The sequence below is a fragment of the Campylobacter sp. IFREMER_LSEM_CL2256 genome (genome assembly GCF_025771645.1).
Classification (GTDB): Bacteria; Campylobacterota; Campylobacteria; order Campylobacterales; family Campylobacteraceae; genus Campylobacter_D.
In genome coordinates, this window is record NZ_JAKMQQ010000008.1 from 1 (window position 1) to 20,752 (window position 20,752).

Genomic DNA, 20,752 nt, shown 5'->3' on the forward strand with positions numbered 1-20,752 from the left:
GGGGTATTTTGATGAGATTAAATGAAAAGTTTTGATATAATAAAGTTATTATAAGGATGTATAATGTTAGATAATAAGTATGATGATAATATTTTTTTTGATAAATATGCCTTAATGCTAAGATCTAAAGTAGGATTGGATGGTGCTGGTGAATGGGAAGATTTTAAAACATGTTTACCAAGTTTAAAAGATAAAGTTATATTAGACTTAGGTTGTGGATATGGATGGCATAGTATTTATGCTTTAGAAAATGGGGCTAAAAAAGTTTTTGCTATTGATTTATCTTTAAAAATGTTAGATAAAGCTAAGACTAAAACAAGTAAATATAAAAATAAAATATCCTTTTATAGAGGTTCTTGTGAAGAAATAGATAAAATCACTGACTTACAAAATATGAAATTTGATATAGTTATTAGTTCTTTAGTTTTTCATTATATAAAGGATTATGAAAAATTAATTTTTAATATTTCAAATCTTCTTAATAAAAATGGTAGTTTGGTTTTTAGTGTTGAGCATCCTGTTTTTACCGCAAATATTTCCCAAGATTTTATATATGATAATAATGGGGATATTCAATATTTTCCTATTAAAAATTATTTTTATGAAAATAAAAATAAATATAATTTTTTAGGTGAGGGTGTGGTTAAATATCACCGTACCTTAACAAGTTATATTTCTCCCTTATTGCAAAATAATTTTAAAATAACCAATATTATTGAGCCAAAGCCTTCTAATAAAATTATCAATCTTTTTTCTGAATTCAAAAATGAATTTAAAAAAGAATGGCATAGGCCAATGATGTTGATAATATCTTGCATGAAAGAGTAGCTTGAACTCAGTTGTAGATAAATTAAGATTTTTTTTTAAAAATAATAATGTATTTTTAAGTGGTGGTGCAGGTGTTGGTAAGTCTTTTTTAACTATGGAGCTTATAAAATCTTATAGAGTTCAAGGAAAAATTGTTATTGTATTGGGTTCTACTGCTCTTAGTGCTTTTAATATAGGTGGGGTTACTTTACATAGTTTTTTTGCTTTTAAAAGATGTCAAAATTATGATGAGTTATATTATGAAGATAGAAAGCAAAAAGATAAACTAGAAAAATTAAAGAGAATTTTAAAACAATGCGATTTATTGGTTATTGATGAAATCTCTATGGTAAGTGCTTCGTTGATGGAAATGATTTATTATAGATTATCAAGAAGTGGTTTTAATGGTAAAATTTTATTAGTTGGAGATTTTTTTCAACTTCCACCCGTGGTTAAGCATAAAGAAAATCAAATTCAAAGTACTTTATTTCAAAATACTTTATATGCTTTTTCTTCGCAAGCTTGGAATGATCTTAAATTTATTAATTTAAAACTTAGTGTTACAAAAAGAACTTTAGATAAACAATTTTATGAATATTTGTTTTTTCTTAGAATGGGTGAAACAAATAAAGAAATATTGAATTTCTTTAAAAAAATGTTAATTAGTTCAAAAAATTTACTTGAGTATATGGATGAGTATACTTTATTATGCGCTACCAATAAAAAGACTAATCATATTAATACTGAAAAATTAAATCTTTTGCAAGGTAAAGAAAGTATATTTAAAGCAAAAGCTGAAAAACTAGATTGTACCTTAGATGATAAAACTTACGAGCAGTGGATTAATGGACTTAATTCTTTGAGTGAGTTAAAATTAAAAATAGGTGCTAAGATTATTTTTTGTGTGAATAATAAAGAAGAAAATTATTACAATGGGGAGCAAGGTGTTGTTTTAGATTTTATAAAAGATAAAGAGCAAGAATATATTCTGATAGAAAAAAATAATGGTGAAAGATTGAAATTAAAACCATATGAATATACCTTAGAAGAGTATGAGTTAGACAAAGATGAAAAACTAGAAGTTAAGACAAAAGCTAAATTTGTTCAATTTCCTATAAAATTAGCTTATGCTATAACAATCCATAAATCTCAAGGTATGAGTATAGATAAATTAATATGTAATATTGATGGAATTTTTGAAAAAGGACAATTATATGTATGTTTATCAAGAGCCATTAATCCAAGTAATTTAAAAATAATATATAATTATAAAATGCCTTTTGAGGATTATTTTTTAAAAATTTTAAAATTTGATAAAGAGGTAAAGCGATTTTATCTGCAAGAAAAGTTTATAAATTTAGAAGAAGATAGGGAGTGATTATGAGATGGGCAGTAATTTTATTTTTTTCTTTTTGTAGTATTTACGCCAATTCTTTGAGTATAGAAGATTTTAGAACGGATTTGTATTCAAAAGCTGGAAATAATACTTTAAAAAAGATTGAAATGACTTTAGATTTTGAGGGAGAAAATTTAGAACAAAAGAAAATTACAGACGCATTAAATACTATTGTATCTAGTTATTTTTATGAAGATTTGTTTACAGAAGTGGGTAAAAATAACTTCAAAGAAACTTTGCTTAAATTTAGCAATAAAAAATACAAAACCCAAATAAAAAACATTTATATTTTAAAAATTAACTCAGTGGCTCAATTTGATATAGAAGAGCTTAAGCGTTTTGTAAAAGATTTAGAAAAAAAGGAAGAAGATTTAAAAGAAACTGCTAAGCAAGAAGAAATTCAAAATATTCTTAAAGTTGCTAAAACTTCAGATCAAAATAATACCCAGCCAAAAGACATAAATGCTACTCAAACAAACAGTATTAAAGATAGTAATATAAGTTTTAATCAAGATACTAATACAAGCAAAGAAGCTATGGATATGATTTTAAAAACTATGGAAAATGCTCAAATGCAAATGTTAGCACCAAGCAAAGAACAAGATTTGTTTAAAGAGATACCATTTTGATTAATGGATTATATCAAAATGGCTTGGAATTTTTGGTATAAAAATATTATCGTTGATATTTTGATCAAATTTTTGGTTGTAAAAATAAAGACTGACTAAATTTCCTAATTCATCTTTATAAGAAATACTGTCAAGGTTACCGTTTTCTAGTTTGATATTATATATGATATTTTCGTATTTTGCTTCATAGCTTTCGTGAGATATTGATTTTGCATTTTTAAAAATTGCTTGAAGATTTGGTAAATTTTGTAATTGAGTATAAATGGCTTGTTCTAATTCAGGTTCTATGATAACAACTTCTTTGTTGTTGATATAAATTTGCTTTTTATTCGGCTTAGTATAATTCCAAAAGGCTTTATTTTGAGTGATGATAAAATTTCCTTTGTAATTTAGCGAAGAATTATTACTTTGCACTTTTTGTTCAAAATCACTGCTAAAATTTTTAAAATTTATATCAAAAGCAAAAATATTACAAGCAAATATCATTAAAAATACAAAATATTTCATAATTATCCTTTAAAAATTTTACAAATTATATAAAATTTATGCAAATAAAATTTTATATAGTTCTAATTAAAATCAAGGTATAATCTAGCATATATTTTTGTAATTAAAGGTAAAAAAATGTTTTCTAGTGTATTTAAAGCAATATTTGGCACAAAAAACGATCGAGAAGTAAAAAAATATTTAAAGAGAGTTGCGCAAATTAATGCTTTAGAGTCAAAATACCAAAATTTAAGTGATGATGAATTAAAACAAAATTTTATAGATTTTAAAACACAAATTCAAAAAGAAGAAAAAACTTTAGACCAAATACTAAATGATGTTTTTGCAATAGTTAGGGAAGTAGGAAAAAGAACGCTTAATATGCGTCATTTTGATGTGCAATTAATCGGTGGTATGGTTTTACATGAGGGAAAAATCGCTGAAATGAAAACCGGGGAGGGTAAAACCTTGGTTGCAACTTTACCTGTTGTATTAAATGCTATGAGCGGTAAGGGTGTGCACGTAGTTACCGTAAATGATTATTTAGCCAAAAGAGATGCAGAGCAAATGAGTGCCATTTATAATTTTTTAGGTTTTAGTGTAGGTGTGATACTTTCAGAGCAAAATAGCGATGAGGCGCATAAAAAAGCTTATGAGTGTGATATAACTTATGGTACAAATAATGAATTTGGCTTTGATTATTTGCGTGATAATATGAAATTTTCAAAGCTTGAAAAAGTACAAAGAGAGCATAATTTTGTTATAGTTGATGAAGTAGATAGTATTTTAATAGATGAAGCAAGAACTCCGCTTATTATAAGTGGGCCTACAAATAGAACTTTAGATGGTTATATTAAAGCAAATGAAGTAGCAAAACAAATGCAAAAAGGCCAAGCAGCTGCTACTCCTCAAGAATTACCAAGTGGAGATTTTGTTGTTGATGAGAAAAATAGAACTATTATGATTACAGAGGCTGGAATTTCTAAGGCAGAAAAATTATTTGGAGTAGAAAATTTATATAGTTTAGATAATGCAATATTAGCTCATCAGCTTGATCAGGCTTTAAAAGCACATAATTTATTCGAAAAAGATGTACATTATGTATTAAGAGATAAAGAAGTTGTAATTGTTGATGAATTTACAGGAAGGCTAAGTGAAGGAAGACGCTTTAGTGATGGTTTACACCAAGCATTAGAGGCTAAAGAAGGGGTAAAAATTCAGGAAGAAAGTCAAACTTTAGCAGATATTACTTTCCAAAATTATTTTAGAATGTATAAAAAGTTAGCAGGCATGACAGGTACTGCACAAACTGAGGCAACAGAATTTTCTCAAATATATAATTTAGATGTAGTTTCTATACCTACAAATATACCGGTTGCAAGAATAGATAAAGATGATTTGATTTATAAAACTCAAGAAGAAAAATTTAAAGCAGTTATTGAAGAGATAAAAAAAGCAAATGCAAAGGGTCAGCCAGTTTTAGTGGGAACTGCAAGTATTGAAAGAAGTGAAGTATTTCATAATATGCTTGTAAAAGAACGCATTCCTCATCATGTGCTTAATGCTAAAAATCACGAGCAAGAAGCTTTGATTATCCAAGATGCGGGTAAAAAAGGTGCAGTGACTATAGCTACTAATATGGCAGGTCGTGGGGTTGATATAAAAATAGATGATGAAATAAGAGCTTTAGGAGGGCTTTATATCATAGGAACTGAACGCCATGAAAGTAGAAGAATAGATAATCAACTTCGTGGTCGTGCAGGGCGTCAAGGTGATCCTGGTGTAAGTAGATTTTATTTAAGTTTAGAGGATAATCTTTTGAGAATTTTTGGCGGTGATCGCATTAAAAATATCATGGAAAGATTGGGTATAGAAGAGGGTGAGCATATAGAAAGTCGCATTGTTACAAGAGCTGTAGAAAATGCTCAAAAAAAAGTTGAAAGTTTACATTTTGAAAGTAGAAAACATTTGCTTGAATATGATGATGTGGCTAATGAGCAAAGAAAGACTATCTATAATTATAGAAATGAATTACTAGATGAAGAATTTGATTTGCAAGATAAAATTTTAAAAAATATTGTTGAATATAGCAATCATTTGGTAAGTCAAATTTATCTAAATGCAGAGCTTGAAGATGATGTTAAGCATTTTGAAAGCTTAAAGCAAAAAGTAAGTTATGAGTGCAACCTTGAGCTTAGCGAAGCTGATTTTAAAGATTTAGGTGTGATTGAAGTAGAAAATAAATTAAGTGAAATTTTAGAAAAAGCTTATAAAGACAAAATGAGTATTATTGAAGATAAGGAAGCTAGAAGAATTGAAAGAATTTTATATCTTCAAATTTTAGATAATCTATGGAGAGAGCATTTATACCAAATGGATATTTTAAAAACTGGTATAGGTTTAAGAAGTTATAACCAAAAAGATCCTTTAGTGGAATATAAAAAAGAAAGTTATAATCTTTTCATGGAGCTTGTTGAGCGTATTAAATTTGACAGTTTAAAATTGTTATTTAATGTAGTTTTTACTCAAAAAGAAGCACAAATTTTTGAAGAAAAAAGCCATGAGCAAAATGAGCAGTTTTTATCAAATACTACAGAAAGTGGTGTTAATGAAAACGGTGAAGCGCAAATTACTAAAGTACCTAGAAATTCACCTTGCCCTTGCGGTAGTGGCAAAAAATATAAAGAATGTCATGGTAAAAGTGGTCCTAAAAAAGGTATTTTAGCTTAAGGTTTGAGATGAATTTAGTTATAGTTGAAGATGATATAAATATGAGAAAATCACTCGAAATAGCTTTGGGTGAGTATGAAGAATTTACTATAAAATCCTATAAATCAGCAACTGAAGCACTAAAAAAACTTAATGATGATGTTGATTTAATTATTACAGATATTAATATGCCGGGTATGGATGGTATTGAATTTGTACAAGCTTGTGAGAATAAATATGATTTTATCATTATCACAGGCAATGCAACGCTAAATCGCGCTATAGAAGCAGTAAGACTTGGAGTAAAAGATTTTCTAGTAAAACCATTTGATATTAATACTTTGGTAACTGCAATAAAACGCGCAAAAATAATTCAAGAAAAGACTTCTAAAAAAACAAATAAAAAGACTACTAAAAAAGAAGAAAATCAAGATTTTTATGGTACTTCTAAGGCTTTGGAAAATTGTCTAAATTTGGCTTTAAAAGCTGCTAAGACAGATGCAAGTGTGCTTTTTTTTGGAGAAAGTGGGGTAGGTAAAGAAGTTTTTGCAAATTTTGTGCATAAAAATTCAAAAAGAGCACAAAAACCTTTTGTGGCTATTAATATGGCAGCAATTCCATCAAATTTGATAGAAAGTGAGCTTTTTGGTTTTGAAAAAGGTGCGTTTACTGATGCTAATACTACTAAAATAGGGTTGTTTGAGCTCGCTAATGAAGGCACTTTGTTTTTAGATGAAATAGGTGAAATGCCTTATGAAATTCAAGCAAAATTATTAAGAGCTTTACAAGAAAAAGAAATTACAAGATTAGGGAGTACTAAAAGTATAAAGATTGATGTAAGAATTATCAGTGCAACTAATGCTCATATAGAAAAAAAGATTGCAGATAATGAATTTAGACAAGATTTATATTATAGACTTAATACTATTCCTATTAATATACCACCGCTAAGAGAGCGTCAAGAAGAAATTTTGCAAATTGCGCAAAAGGTATTACTTGATACGTGTAAAGAATATGATTTTAATGAGAAAACTTTAAGCCAAGAAGCACAAGATGCTTTATTAGCTTATGATTTTCCAGGTAATATTAGAGAATTGATTTCTATTATACAAAGAGCTTGCATTTTAAGTGAAAATGATAAGATTAGCGCTCAAGATTTATTTTTAGAAAGCAGAAAAAGTAAAGATATTAAAAATCTTGAAAAAGAATTGATTTTAGAAGCTTTAAAAAATTCACAAGATATTGCAGAAGCAGCTAAGCTTATAGGGATGAGTGAGAAAATTTTTAGCGAAAAAATGAAAAAATACAATATTACTTAAAAAGGACGGACAATGAAAAAAATAGCTATTGTAGGTGCAACAGGAGCAGTTGGTGAAGAACTTTTAAATGTCTTAGATGAGCTTGATTTTCCAGTTGAAAGTATTTTGCCATTAGCAAGTGCAAAAAGTGCAGGTAGTGAAGTAGAATTTAGAGGTAAAAGCTATAAAGTAAAAGAATTAACTCCAAGTGTTTTTAAAGAAAATCCTGTAGATATTGCTTTTTTTAGTGCTGGAGGAAATATAAGTGCTGAGTATGCAAAATACGCAGTAGAATGTGGTGCTGTGGTGATTGATAATACGAGCCATTTTAGAATGGATGAGAATGTTCCTTTGGTGGTTCCTGAGTGCAATAGTGAAGATATTAAAGATTGGGAAAAAACAGGGATTATTGCTAATCCAAATTGCTCTACCATACAAATGGTGCATGTTTTAAAACCACTTGATGATGCATTTAATCTAAAAAGAGTAGATGTAAGTACTTATCAAGCAGCAAGTGGCGCAGGTAAAGAAGGTATGGAAGAACTAGTTCAAGGAATGCAAAGTTTTTTTGCTTTTAAATTAGATGAATTTGAAGCAAAAACTTTTCCATATACTTTGGCTTTAAATTTGATTCCTCAAATTGATGTTTTTAGCGACAATGGCTATACCAAAGAAGAATTAAAAATGGTGAATGAAACGCAAAAAATATTGCATAAAAAACTTGAAATTTCAGCAACTTGCGTAAGAGTTCCTGTGCTTAGAAGCCATAGTGAAGCTATTACTATGCATTTTGAAAAAGATGTTGATGTTGCTAAAGTTAGAGAGATACTTTCTAAGGCACCAAGTGTTATTGTGATTGATGATGTAGAAAATAAAAAATATCCTATGCCACTTTTTACAAGTGACACTAACGAAACTTATGTAGGAAGAATTAGACGTGATATTAATCACAAAAACATTTTACATTTATGGTGCGTGGCTGATCAAATTCGTGTAGGAGCTGCTACAAATGCAGTGCGTATTGCGCAAAAATGGCTAGAATTGGTTTAAAAAGGAGAAAAATGCTAGAAAGATTTTTTGAGAATTTATTAGTTAAAAGTCGTTTGGTTACTATTTTACCTGTGATTTTTGGTTTAATAGGGGCTTTTGTTTTATTTTTTATCGCAAGTTATGATGTGATTAAAGTTTTAAAATATGTATTTGAATACTTTATGTTGCCAAATTCTACGGTAGATTTGCATGAAGATATTGTCGGTTTGATTATAGGAGCTGTGGATTTATATTTGATGGCTTTGGTTTTATTTATTTTTTCTTTTGGAATTTATGAGCTTTTTATTAGCGAAATAGAGGATTTTAAACAAACAAAGCAGTCAAAAGTTTTAGAAGTGCATAGTTTGGATCAGCTAAAAGATAAGCTTGCAAAAGTGATCATAATGGTTTTAGTTGTAAATTTTTTTCAAAGAATTTTACAAATGCAACTTAATACAGTTTTGGATATGACTTATTTAGCAGGTTCTATTTTGGCTCTTTGTGTGGGGCTTTATTTCTTGCATAAAAGTGATCATTAATAAGGAATAAAAATGATTTTTATTGATGCGTGTTTTAAAAAATCAACTCCTTATACTCCGGTTTGGATGATGCGTCAAGCAGGAAGATATCTGCCTGAGTACATGGAAGTTAGAGCAAGTGCTGGGGATTTTTTATCACTTTGCAAGGACTATAAAAAAGCAAGTGAAGTTACTTTGCAACCTGTGGATATTTTGGGCGTTGATGCAGCTATTATTTTTTCAGATATTTTAGTGGTGCCTTTAGAAATGGGTATGGATTTAAAATTTGAAAAAGGCGAAGGGCCGGTATTTTCAAATCCCATTAAAACTAAGGAAGATTTGGAAAGATTAGATGTTGAAAAAAGTATTAAAAATCTTTCTTATGTTTATGATGCACTAGCGCTTACTAGAGAAAAACTTGCGCATGATAAAGCTTTGATTGGTTTTTGTGGAAGTCCTTGGACTATTGCTACTTATATGATAGAGGGTGGTGGTAGTAAAAATTATACAAAATGTAAAAAATTAGTTTATCAAAATCCTGAATTTTTACATCAAATTTTATCTAAACTTACTTTAGCTTTAAAGCATTATATTCAAGAACAAATTAAAGCAGGAGCTAATGCTATACAGATATTTGATAGTTGGGCAAGTGCTTTAGAAAAAGAGATGTTTTTTGAATTTTCTTTTAAATACATGCTTGAAATTGCTGATTTTATCAAAGAAAAATATCCACATATTCCCGTGATTTTATTTCCTAAAGGTGTTAGTGGATTTTTGGATGGTATAAATGGAAATTTTGATGTTTTTGGTGTAGATTGGAGTACGCCTTTAGAATTGGCAAAAGAAAAATTAGGCGCTAAGTATACTTTACAGGGTAATATGGAGCCTTGTAGATTGTATGATAAAAAGGCGATTGAGGTAGGAGTGGATAAAATTTTAAATATCATGCAAGATGGTGCGCATATTTTTAACCTTGGACATGGTATTTTACCTGATATTCCTGTTGAAAATGCTAAATATTTTATCAAGCTAGTTCAAGAGAAATCTAAAAAGTGAATAAAATTACCTTTGGTCCCATAAGCTCAAGAAGATTTGGGCTTTCTTTAGGGATTGATTTAAGTCCAAATCAAAAGCAGTGCAATTTCGATTGTGTATATTGTGAGTTGCAAGCTGCAAAACCCGTGGAAAAATCTTTAGTATATCCAAAAATTCAAGATATCTTAGAACAGGTAAAGCAATCTTTAGCTAGCGATGTGAAATTTGATTTTCTTACATTAACTGCAAATGGTGAACCTAGTCTGTATCCTTATTTAAAAGAATTAGTTTGTGAATTAAATAAAATAAAACAAGATAAAAAACTTTTGATTTTAAGTAATGGTAGCGGTGTGTTAAATCCAAATACATTCAATGCTTTATTGGATATTGATGTAGTTAAATTTAGTCTTGATAGTGCTAAAGAAAAAACATTTTATAGAATAGATAAAGCTCTAAAACAAATTAAACTTGAAGCAATGATTGATAAAATGATTACTTTTAGGGAAAAATTTCTAGGTGAGCTTGTTATGGAAGTTTTAGTTGTACAAGGTTTAAATGACAATAAAGAAGAAATGTTAGCTTTAAATGAGGTATTTGATAAAATAAAGCCATTAAGAGTAGATTTTAGCACTATTGATAGACCTCCAGCTTATCCTGTTAAAGGTGTATCTATGGAAAAATTAGAAGAATTAAGTATGTATATTAATAGCGCCCCTGTTGTGCTTGCTAAGCATTATTATAAAGGTGAAAAAATTGATTTTAATGCTCAAGAGCTTTTAAAAATGTTGCAACTTAGAGCTCAAAGTGAATTTGATGTTGAAAATAAATTTAGTCAATATAGCAAAGATATATTAGAAAAGCTACTTAAGGAGCAAAAAATTATTGTAAAAAATCTAGCTGGAGTGAAATTTTATAAAAAATATAATTTTTTATGAAAAACTCTTGACAAGAGTATTTTTTTTTTATATAATACCATTTCTTATTTATTGATGTTCCGGATTAGCTCAGCGGTAGAGTAGTCGGCTGTTAACCGATTGGTCGTAGGTTCGAATCCTACATCCGGAGCCACTTCTTTTTAAATTATAATCCTGGTTTTATAAGTGTTAAGTAAATTATATAATTTTATATAACTAGTATTTTCGTAACGAAAATACTAGTTTTTGATATCAAAAGTAAAGAATTTGCTTTCGAAGTTATTGCCTACTTTTTCATACTGAAACATAGCAGGTTCTAGGTTTTGCACTTCATGGTATAAAAGTCCTAAAGCAAGTCTTGCTTCTAAGGTTTCTTCGTTTTCTAATCTTGCAAGTTCAAGTAAAGCAATGGCTGAGTTTGGATTATTTGAACCTATTGCTGCAACTGCAGCTAAAAATAAAGTTTGAGCATCTTTAATTTTGTAATCATCTATTAAAATATTATAAAGTGTATATGCTTCTTGGTATTCTTTTGCAAATATATCTACATAAGCTAGAGCAAAGATTAATCCAATGGAATTTTTATTACTCATGGCTAGTCTTTTTTTAATATCATTTCTAACATGATTAAGTAAGCCTGTTATTTGCATAAGCGTTACATAGCTATCTTTAACTATCCCAGCTCCTCCAAATAAAGAATTATAATCAAGTTTGGTATTTAAAAAATACATTTGAGCTTGTTTGGCGTATTCTTTGATATTTAAATTCATATTTTTGGAGTTAAAATATAAAATATTGCTAATAATATCCTCACTTAATAAATCTTTTAATTCTTTTATTTTTTGGTTTCTTAGGGTTTCAAGATTATTGCCATTTGCAGCTATAATAGCAAATATTAACTCCAAAGGTGTGTTATTAGTATTTGAAAGATTATCTAGGTAAGGAATAGTAGCAGTAAAGTCATTTTTAGCTAAATATAGTAAATATTTATATATATTGTTGTTTTGATCAATGGTATTATCTGCTTGGAGATTTTCTAAAAGTTCATTAGCAAGTTTTGTATAATCTTTCTTTGCTAGATCCATACAATATATGCCAAAAATTCCTGCAATATAATTTTTAGGATTTAAATGATATGCGGTTGAAAAGTGCTTGTAAGCATTGTTATAATCTTGTAATTGTGCGTAAGTTAGGGCAAGATTATAATGAATTACATCATGAGCATGATAAATTTCACTTAAGTTTTTAAATTCTTGATTAGCTTCTCTTAGATGAAAATTAAAAGCTAAGTTAATAGCATGAGATAATTCTATATTAACCCCTGACAAAGCCTTACTTTTAACAAGTAATTCATTTTCGTACTCATATCCTTGTATAAAATTTCCCAAATCAGCCTTTGTAATAAGCTCCATGCTTTGTTTAACATCAAAAACACGATATGGTGAAAAGTAAAACAGTAAATCATATATTTGTTGTTTTCCAGTAATCAATCTCTTGGCAAAATTTTGTTGGGCAATATCAATATTTGAAAAATTTCTTTTTAATCTTGTTTTGATATTATAGTATTTTGAACCTATATCTTTATCTTTGATGTAAAGAGCTTTTAAAATTTGCGCACCACTTTCAAATTGACCAGTTTTTAATTCAACTAAGGCTAAAGCAACCTTACTTCTAGCTTCATGTTCTCCTATCTTTGAGGCTTTTTCAAGATATTCTTTAGCTTTTTGATAGTCTCCTGATTTTGCATATAATAAGCCTAAAGGCAAACTTGCTTCATAATCTTCTTGTTTTTGCAAAAAATCAATGGCGTTTTTTTCTGATTTTAATAAAGCATAAACTTTTGCTCCAAGATAATAAGATTCACCTTGATAACCATTGATGTTGTTTGAGCGCATAAACATTTGTAAGGCTTCAGGGTAAAATCCTTGATAATAATTAATTAAACCTAGATAATAATCATACAAAGATGATTTGGAATCTTGTGGTAAATGCACTCTTGCTAAGTCAAGATAATAATTAAATTTTTCTTTATTACCAAGATTAAAATAGCACACAGCAGTGTTTATGGCAGCAGCCACTTTGTGCTCTTCTAATTCTAAAGATTGCTTGAAATTTTCAATTGCGCTAGCATAATCTTTTTGTTTCATTTGGGCTACGCCAAGATTATAACTAGATAGGGATTGATTAAAAATGTTAATGTTATTGTAAAGTTCTAAAGCACTTTCTACATCACCTTTTTCATATAATAAATTTGCTTTTTGTACTACAAGATCTAATGCTGATTGTTTTACTTTGGTGATGCTTGAGCTAGTATTATCATCTAAGACTTGAGTATTTAAAATAGCTTGTTTATCTTCTTTGAAAACTATGAGTAAAATTAAAACTACAAGCAATATTAGAGCAAGAGCTCCAAGTGCAGAAATTAAAATAATAAATTTTTTATCAAAAAGCTTTTTTTTCTCTTCAGGTTGTGGTGCTTGAGGTTCTTCTTCCACTCTTTGAAAGGTACTTTCTTCCTCCTCTAATTCAGGAGGTATCATGCCAGGAGGGATAGCTTGTTCTTCTACTCCTGGATTTTCATCTAACTCAGAGAAAGCTTTTTCTTGGTTGTCTTGTTCTTTAAGTGTTACTTCTTCGGCCATGTTTTCTCTTAAAAGTATTTTCTTAACACATCAGGAATTCTTATATTTCCATCTTTTTCTTGATAGTTTTCCATAATAGCTACCAAGGTTCTTCCAACAGCTAGCGAAGAGCCATTAAGTGTATGCACTAATTCGTTTTTGCCTTTATCGTTTTTAAAGCGAATTTTTGCACGTCTTGCTTGAAAATCTTTACAATTAGATACAGAGCTAATTTCACGGTATTTATTTTGAGATGGAAGCCAAACTTCTAAATCCACTGTTTTTGCAGCTGAAAAACCTAAATCTCCAGTACAAAGCATCAAATGTCTGTGTGCTAGACCTAAAGAGCTTAGCAAATCACTAGCGCAATTTAGCATTTCTTCAAACATTAGCTCGCTTTGATCAGGCTTGCATATACTAACAAGTTCTACTTTTTCAAATTGATGTTGTCTTATAATGCCTCTTGTGTCTCTACCTGCGCTTCCTGCTTCTTGTCTAAAACAAGCGCTATAGCAAGTCATTTTTAAAGGTAATTCTTCTTGAGTTAAAATTTCATTAGAATAAAGATTGGTTACAGGAATTTCAGAAGTTGAAATGAGGTATAAATCATCATTTTCTACCTTATACATATCATCTTTAAATTTAGGAAGTTGTCCAGTACCATACATGGTCGCACTATTTACTAAAAATGGCACATTAACTAACTCAAAACCTCTACTTCTATTAAAATCTATCATATAATTTACTAAGGCTCTACTTAGTAAAGCTCCTTCATTTTTAAGTACACAAAAGCGACTTTGCGAGATTTTAACTCCTCTTGTAAAATCAAGCCAATTTAATTTTTCTCCTAAATCATGATGTTCTTTAATTTCAAAATCAAAACTAGGTGGGGTAAGAACTTTTTTTAATTCTACATTCTCATCCTCATCTTCCCCAAAAGGCACACAATCATCAGGGGTATTTGGTACTGCTAGAGCAATTTGCTCCAGTTTTTCTTCTAATTCATTAACGATTTTTGATTGAGTATTAATTTTTTCTTTATTTTGACTTAGTTGTGCTTTTAAGCTTTCTTTATCTTGTGCTGTTGCAAGTTCTTTGCTAAATTTGTTTTGAAAAGCTTGAAATTCTTCTAAAAGTGCTTTTTCTTTTTTTAAATTTATAAATAAATCACTCAGTTCTTTGAGTAAATTTTCATCCATTTTTTTAGCTTTTAATTTTTGTGCAATTTCATCGAAATTATTTTGTAAAAGTTTTAAATCTAACATTCTAACTCCTTTTATAGTCCTATTTTAGCATAAATTTTTTCCATTGTTTCTTGGGCTTGTTTTTTTGCTTTACTTGCTCCAAATTCTAAAATTTCCTCAATTTTTGAAGGATTGGCTAATAATTTTTCATATTCGTCCTTGGCTGAGGCAAAATACTCGCTAATGATTTCATTTAAATACATTTTGAAATGTCCATAACCTTCGCCACCTTTTTCATAACGGCTTTTTAAAGCTTCTTGCTCTGTTTTGTCTAAAAATAATTTTGCGATTTTAAATATATTGCAATTTTGCCAATCTTTTGGATCTTCTAAAGCTGTACTATCTGTAACAATGGAAGAAATTTGTTTTTTAATAGCTTTTGGTGTATTAAAAATATCGATTGTATTTTGATAAGATTTACTCATTTTGGCTCCATCGGTGCCAGGTACTACCGCAACTTCATCATTAACCTTAGCTTGAGGTAGAGTGAAAATTTCACCCCATTCATTATTTACTTTTAAGGCTATGTCTCTTGCTATTTCAACGTGTTGAATTTGATCTTTGCCTACAGGAACTATTTGAGCATTAAAAAGCAAAATATCTGCAGCCATTAAAACAGGGTAAGAAAAAAGTCCATGGTTGGCATTTAAACCTTTGGCGATTTTATCTTTATAGCTATGCGCTCTTTCTAAAAGTCCCATTGGGGTAAATTGAGAAAGAATCCAATAAAGTTCCATTACTTCTTTTATATCACTTTGCAACCAAAACACGCTTTTTTGCGGATCAATCCCTAAACTCAAAAAAGCTGCTGCAGCTCTGAGTGAATTTTGTCTGAGTTTTTCACCATCAAAACTTGAAGTCATAGCATGGTAATTTGCTATAAACATATACATTTGATTTTCTTCTTGCATATTTAGCATTTGTTTGATTGAGCCAAAATAATTGCCTATATGTAAATCTCCACTTGGTTGCAATCCTGTAATAACTCTCATTTTACCTCTTTTTTAATCTCTTTGATAAGTTCTTTAATACTTTTGTTTTCAATGTTAATTATAATATCTGCTTTTTTTTCATATTTTTTTGCCCTTTGATTAAAAAGAATTTTGGCATTATTTATATTTGTAAGTAAAGGCCTAGTGGCTAATTCTTCCTTGCTTAATCTTTGTAAAAGATAATCAAAGCTTGCTTTTAAATATATAATTGTCCCAATGTCTTTTAGTTTTTTTTGTTCTATGAAACCACCACCACTTGCAATAGAGCAATCTTGCACACAAGTTAAAAAAGAAACAAGTTTTTTCTCTTCTTTACGGAATTTTTTTTCACCATATGTTTTAAAAATTTCATCAATTTTAAGATTAAATTTTTCTTTGATTAAGCTATCCGTATCTAAAAATATTTTATTATATTTTTTAGCATAAGCTCTTGCTATGGTTGTTTTACCACAACCCATAAAGCCTACAAAAAGGAGATTATCCTTCTTGCTCATCTTTGCTACCTTTTTTTCTTGAAGCTAAAATCAAAGGAACACCTTCAAAATTAAATTGTTTTCTAATTTGATTTTGCAAATAGCGCTTATAGCTAAAATGCAAAGCTTTTGGTCTATTCATGATTAGAGCTATTTTTGGAGGTGCTAAGTCATATTGAACCGCATAATAAATTTTCACTAATTTACCATAATCATGTGGTAGCGGGTGGGCTCTTGTGGCTTCTTCTACCAAGGCATTTAATTTTGCAGTTGGAATTTTTTGTGTAAAATTGGCAAAAACTTCTAAAATTTTATCTAAAAGTACATGCACTCTTTTTCCGCTTAAAGCTGATACGCTTACAACGGGTGCATAAGCTAGAAATTTAAAACGATCTAGTTTTAATTCTTTTAAAGTTTTATCAAAATCAAGCTCGCTTTTATCCCATTTATTAAGCACAATAATCACACCTAGACAATGCTTGGCAGCAAGTCCTGCAATACGCTCATCAAGCTCGTTAAAACCCTCAGCCGCATCAAGCACTAAAAGTGCAATTTGAGCATTAGCTAGGGCATATTCGGTTCTATTTAGCGCATAACGCTCTAAGCCTTGTATTTTACCACGTTTTCTAATCCCTGCAGTATCTACAAACTCAATGATTTTATCTTTATGCATAATGCTTTCATTAACAGGATCAATCGTAGTGCCTGCTATATCGCTTACCACGCTACGCTCTTCTTTAACTAAAGCATTTAAAAGACTTGATTTTCCTACATTTACCCTGCCGATAATTCCTACTTTAATATGGTTTTCATTGATAGTTTTTAGCTTAAAATCTCCGCTATTTTCATCAAAATTTTCTAAATAGCTTTCAAAGTCTTCGTCTTCATCTGCATTTAAAAAACTTTCATTTAAAAACTTGCCAGCCCACATGCAAAGCTCATCAATGCCTATATTATGTGTAACAGAGATATTAAAAACTTCTTTCACGCCAAAATTAGAAAATTCCCAAGATCTTTCTTCATCTTTTTTATTATCCACCTTGTTAATTACTAAGGCTATAGGTTTGTTGAGTTTTTTCATTTCATAAAAAAAAGCTTTATCTTCATCATCGGGCAGAAATTTTCCATCCACCATATAAAAGATAATATCACTATTTTTAGCAGCTTTTAATGAATTTGCTTTGACATTTTTAAAAAGTTCATTGCTCTCATCAAGTCCACCACTATCTACCAATAAGGCTCTTTTACCATCAATTTCCACTTCTATTTTGTTGGTATCCCTTGTAGTCCCACTTATGTCACTGGTGATAGCTATGCGTTTTCTTGCAAGTCTATTAAAAAGACTTGATTTGCCAACATTTGGTTTTCCTATTAAAATAATACTTTGCATTAATACTCATTTTTAAATTTTTATTTGTGATTATATAAAAATTGCCTTAAAATTAAGCAAAAAAGACTAAAATAACGGGAATTTTTATATGGAATTTATATGTTAAGAATAGTTAAAAAAAATTTAGGTATATATTTTATGATTATTGCTTCCATAGAATTTGCACTTGTAGGCGCTTGTGCAAAAATTCTTAGTGAAGAATTATCATCGATTGAAATTATGTTTTTTAGAAATATCATAGGCACAGCTTTTATGCTTTATGCGCTTTCAAAATTAAATTTTCATAAAAGCGGCGGTCGTTTGGGTTTGCTTATTTTTAGAGGTGTTATAGGAACGATTGCCTTATATCTTTTCTTTTATAATGTTTCTAATATTTCTTTAGGTGGAGCTTTTGCTTTTCAAAAAACAGCACCGATTTTTATAGCTTTAATTGCTTTTTTATTTTTTAAAGAAAGCTTGGGATTAAAAGCTTGTTTTGGGATTTTGATTGCTTTTATAGGAGTATTGTTAATTTGTCAGCCTTTTGCAGATAGTACTATGCATTCAGGTTTTGATTTAAAAAATAGCATTTTGGGAATTTTAAGTGGTTTTTGTGCAGCCTTGGCACTAACTAGTGTAAGAGAGCTTAGAAAATCATATCCAGCACCTTTTATAGCTTTATCTTTTGTTTTAATTGGTACTTTAATGCCTTTAATGTCTATGATTATAGGTTCTTTTTATGAAATAAAAGAACTTGATTTTTTAATTGCTCCTTTTGTTGTGCCTAGTTTTAAAGCTTGGATTTTTATTATTTTAATGGGTGTTTTTGGAGCAATGTATCAAATTCATGTTACCAAAGCTTATGGGGTTGCAAAAAAGGCAGGGGTTGTTGCTGGGGTTAGTTATATAGATGTAGTTTTTACTTTATTTTTGGGCATATTATTAGGAGATGAATTTCCTAGTTTGATGGTTTTTATAGGAATTTTTAGCATTATTATAGGAGGAATTATTTTGGTTAGTAAGCAAACAAAAGGAAATAAAAATGGAAAATAAAACAGATTTAATTTATGGTTTAGAAGATAAACCGCCTTTTGCTAAAGCTTTTTTTGCTGCTTTGGTGCATTTAATGGCTATGTTTGTGGCTGTGATTACACCTGCTTTATTAATTTGTAAGGGTCTTGGAATAGATGATACTAATACAGCTAGAATTATATGCATGTCACTTTTTGCTTCAGGTGTTGCTTCGCTTTTACAGATTAAAACTTGGGGTCCTATAGGGAGTGGACTTTTATCTATTCAAGGGACTAGTTTTAACTTTGTTGCGCCTATTATACTAGGTGGACTTGTTTTAAAAAACAATGGTTTATCACAAGAAGCAATGCTTGGGGCTATTTTTGGCACTTTAATGCTTTGTTCTACCACTGAAATGATTATTTCTCAAATTTTACCTTTTATTAGAAGAGTGATTTCGCCTTTGGTTTCAGGTATAGTAGTGATGATTATAGGTCTTAGTTTGATTAATGTTGGTCTTGTGAGTGCAGGAGGTGGATTTGCGGCTAAGGCAAGTGGTGAGTTTGGTTCTTTGCAAAATTTATTATTAGCCGGAGTTGTGATTTTTAGCATTATTGTTTTAAATCGCTTTAATAATGCATATATAAGAATTTCTTCTTTATTTATAGCTATGATAATAGGGCTTTTAGTGGCTATGACTTTTGAAAATTTTAGCTTTAATTTTAATGAAAATTTACCTTTAATGTTTTTACCTGATCCTTTGCACTATGGTTTGAGTATTGATTATAATCTCATTTTACCTTTGATTTTAGTTTTTATGGTAACTTCTTTAGAAACAATTGGTGATATTAGCGCTACTAGTGAAGTTTCAAATCAGCCGGTTAAAGGTGAACTTTATGCAAAAAGATTAAAAGGTGGAGTTTTGGCAAATGGTTTTAATTCTTTTGTTTCGGCCTTTTTTAATACTTTTCCAAACTCATGTTTTGGGCAAAATAATGGTGTCATAGCTTTAACAGGTGTTGCAAGTCGCTATGTAGGGTTTATTGTAGCTTTTATGTTGATGATTTTGGGTTTATTTCCTATTGTGGCTGATATTACTTTGCAAATTCCAGAACCTATTTTAGGTGGGGCAACTTTAGTGATGTTTGGTACTATAGCTGCAACGGGGGTTAGGATTATCTCTAAAGAAAATTTAAACCGTCGTTCTATTATCATCATAGCTATGAGTTTGGGTATAGGACTTGGAGTTTCTAATAATCCTGATATTTTAGAATTTATGCCAATGTGGTTTAAAACTTTATTTTCTTCAGGGATTGCAGCAGGTGGGATTACAGCTATTATTTTAAATTTTGTTTTTCCTCTTGAAGAAAATAATAAAAATAAAGTAAAATAATAAAAAAACAAGGAAAAAATGATGAAAAAAATGATACTAATAGCAGGGCCTTGTGTGATAGAAAATGAAGAGCTTGTTTTTAAGGTTGCACAAGAGCTTGAATGCTTTTTAAAAGATGATAGAATTGATTTTTATTTTAAATCAAGTTTTGATAAAGCAAATAGAACCAGTATTAATAGTTTTAGAGGACCAGGTATTGAAAAAGGCTTGGAAATTTTGCAAAAAGTTAAAGATAAATTTGGCATGCAAATTTTAACTGATATTCATGAGAGTTCTCAAGCAAGTATTGCGGCTGAGGTTATAGATGTTTTACAAATTCCTGCCTTTTTATGCAGGCAAACTGATTTATTGGTGGCTGCTGCTAAAACAAAAGCTAAGGTAAATGTAAAAAAGGGGCAATTTTTAAATCCTGAAGACATTAAATACAGCGTAGCTAAAATTTTACAAACTAGAGGCATTAACGAAGAAGGTTTTGAAATAGCCAAAGAAAATGGTGTTTTTGTAGCTGAGAGGGGTTCTAGTTTTGGCTATGGAAATTTAGTTGTAGATATGAGAAGTTTGGTTATCATGAGAAAATATGCTCCGGTTGTTTTTGATGCTACTCATAGTGTGCAAATGCCAGGAGCAAATGGTGGAAGTAGTGGAGGTAAAAGTGAATTTGTAGAGCCTTTAGCAAGAGCTGCAGCTAGTGTGGGTGTAGATGGATTTTTCTTTGAAACGCACATTGACCCTTGTAAGGCTTTATGTGATGGACCAAATATGCTTGATCTTTCAAGACTTAAAAATTGCGTAAATACGCTTTTAAAAATTCAAGAAATCATTTAAAAA

At 29.6% G+C, this 20,752-nt stretch carries 18 protein-coding genes and 1 tRNA gene; 13 read left to right on the forward strand and 6 right to left on the reverse strand.

All coding sequences use genetic code 11. The features are described from left to right. Positions 1 to 63: 63 nt before the first annotated feature. The 3 genes from L8U00_RS05095 to L8U00_RS05105 are packed head-to-tail and all read left to right on the forward strand — an operon-like array spanning position 64 to position 2,832. The gene (locus tag L8U00_RS05095) at positions 64 to 828 is read left to right on the forward strand and encodes a class I SAM-dependent methyltransferase (protein WP_263708753.1); all 765 of its coding nucleotides are present in this window, start codon (positions 64 to 66) and stop codon (positions 826 to 828) included. A gap of 1 nt (position 829) precedes the next feature. Continuing rightward, positions 830 to 2,185 (forward strand): ATP-dependent DNA helicase, encoded by a 1,356-nt coding sequence (locus L8U00_RS05100; RefSeq protein WP_263708754.1) that lies wholly within the window; start codon positions 830 to 832, stop codon positions 2,183 to 2,185. A 2-nt stretch (positions 2,186 to 2,187) separates the two neighbouring features. Further along, on the forward strand, positions 2,188 to 2,832 hold the full coding sequence (locus L8U00_RS05105) for a flagellar basal body-associated FliL family protein (protein ID WP_263664022.1): 645 nt from the start codon (positions 2,188 to 2,190) through the stop codon (positions 2,830 to 2,832). Here the strand turns inward: L8U00_RS05105 and lolA are convergent, their stop codons facing one another. Next, entirely contained in the window at positions 2,833 to 3,339 is a 507-nt protein-coding gene (gene lolA / locus L8U00_RS05110) for a LolA-like outer membrane lipoprotein chaperone (protein ID WP_263708755.1), read from the reverse strand. It abuts the gene before it with no gap. A gap of 117 nt (positions 3,340 to 3,456) precedes the next feature. Here lolA and secA point away from each other — a divergent pair, with 117 nt between their 5' ends. From secA to L8U00_RS05145, 7 genes are all read left to right on the forward strand, one after another. Beyond that, entirely contained in the window at positions 3,457 to 6,048 is a 2,592-nt protein-coding gene (gene secA / locus L8U00_RS05115) for a preprotein translocase subunit SecA (RefSeq protein WP_263708756.1), read from the forward strand. Between the two features lie 8 nt (positions 6,049 to 6,056). Next, positions 6,057 to 7,346, forward strand: coding sequence for a sigma-54-dependent transcriptional regulator (locus tag L8U00_RS05120; protein WP_263707013.1), 1,290 nt, complete (start codon positions 6,057 to 6,059; stop codon positions 7,344 to 7,346). A gap of 12 nt (positions 7,347 to 7,358) precedes the next feature. Further along, on the forward strand, positions 7,359 to 8,375 hold the full coding sequence (locus L8U00_RS05125) for an aspartate-semialdehyde dehydrogenase (RefSeq protein WP_263708757.1): 1,017 nt from the start codon (positions 7,359 to 7,361) through the stop codon (positions 8,373 to 8,375). Between the two features lie 11 nt (positions 8,376 to 8,386). After that, positions 8,387 to 8,893: a YqhA family protein gene (locus L8U00_RS05130; RefSeq protein ID WP_012661246.1), complete on the forward strand. Its 507-nt coding sequence runs from the start codon at positions 8,387 to 8,389 to the stop codon at positions 8,891 to 8,893. Positions 8,894 to 8,905: 12 nt separating this feature from the next. Next, complete coding sequence (gene hemE, locus L8U00_RS05135) at positions 8,906 to 9,928, forward strand: uroporphyrinogen decarboxylase (RefSeq protein ID WP_263708758.1); 1,023 nt, start codon at positions 8,906 to 8,908, stop codon at positions 9,926 to 9,928. Further along, positions 9,925 to 10,842 (forward strand): radical SAM protein, encoded by a 918-nt coding sequence (locus L8U00_RS05140; RefSeq protein ID WP_263708760.1) that lies wholly within the window; start codon positions 9,925 to 9,927, stop codon positions 10,840 to 10,842. The genes hemE and L8U00_RS05140 overlap by 4 nt, the downstream gene beginning before the upstream one ends. 58 nt (positions 10,843 to 10,900) lie before the next feature. Beyond that, positions 10,901 to 10,975: transfer RNA gene (locus tag L8U00_RS05145), tRNA-Asn, on the forward strand. An 85-nt stretch (positions 10,976 to 11,060) separates the two neighbouring features. Here the strand turns inward: L8U00_RS05145 and L8U00_RS05150 are convergent. Genes L8U00_RS05150 through der form a run of 5 tightly spaced genes read right to left on the reverse strand, consistent with a single transcriptional unit; the run spans position 11,061 to position 17,541 of the window. Continuing rightward, on the reverse strand, positions 11,061 to 13,463 hold the full coding sequence (locus L8U00_RS05150) for a tetratricopeptide repeat protein (protein ID WP_263678842.1): 2,403 nt from the start codon (positions 13,461 to 13,463) through the stop codon (positions 11,061 to 11,063). An 8-nt stretch (positions 13,464 to 13,471) separates the two neighbouring features. Further along, positions 13,472 to 14,707: a serine--tRNA ligase gene (gene serS, locus L8U00_RS05155; protein WP_263708761.1), complete on the reverse strand. Its 1,236-nt coding sequence runs from the start codon at positions 14,705 to 14,707 to the stop codon at positions 13,472 to 13,474. An 11-nt stretch (positions 14,708 to 14,718) separates the two neighbouring features. Further along, positions 14,719 to 15,678 (reverse strand): tryptophan--tRNA ligase, encoded by a 960-nt coding sequence (gene trpS / locus L8U00_RS05160; protein WP_263708762.1) that lies wholly within the window; start codon positions 15,676 to 15,678, stop codon positions 14,719 to 14,721. Next, a complete protein-coding gene (locus tag L8U00_RS05165) occupies positions 15,675 to 16,172 on the reverse strand; it encodes a shikimate kinase (RefSeq protein ID WP_263708763.1) in 498 nt (165 codons plus the stop codon). The genes trpS and L8U00_RS05165 overlap by 4 nt, the downstream gene beginning before the upstream one ends. Next, complete coding sequence (gene der / locus L8U00_RS05170) at positions 16,156 to 17,541, reverse strand: ribosome biogenesis GTPase Der (RefSeq protein ID WP_263708764.1); 1,386 nt, start codon at positions 17,539 to 17,541, stop codon at positions 16,156 to 16,158. Before der ends, L8U00_RS05165 begins: the two co-directional genes overlap by 17 nt. 99 nt (positions 17,542 to 17,640) lie before the next feature. Between der and L8U00_RS05175 the strand changes: the two genes are divergently transcribed. From L8U00_RS05175 to kdsA, 3 genes are read left to right on the forward strand one after another with little or no spacing between them, the layout of a single operon-like run. After that, positions 17,641 to 18,573 (forward strand): DMT family transporter, encoded by a 933-nt coding sequence (locus tag L8U00_RS05175; RefSeq protein WP_263708765.1) that lies wholly within the window; start codon positions 17,641 to 17,643, stop codon positions 18,571 to 18,573. Then, on the forward strand, positions 18,563 to 19,924 hold the full coding sequence (locus L8U00_RS05180; RefSeq protein WP_263658722.1) for a uracil-xanthine permease family protein: 1,362 nt from the start codon (positions 18,563 to 18,565) through the stop codon (positions 19,922 to 19,924). Before L8U00_RS05175 ends, L8U00_RS05180 begins: the two co-directional genes overlap by 11 nt. A gap of 21 nt (positions 19,925 to 19,945) precedes the next feature. Beyond that, complete coding sequence (kdsA, locus tag L8U00_RS05185; protein ID WP_263708766.1) at positions 19,946 to 20,749, forward strand: 3-deoxy-8-phosphooctulonate synthase; 804 nt, start codon at positions 19,946 to 19,948, stop codon at positions 20,747 to 20,749. Positions 20,750 to 20,752: the final 3 nt, after the last annotated feature.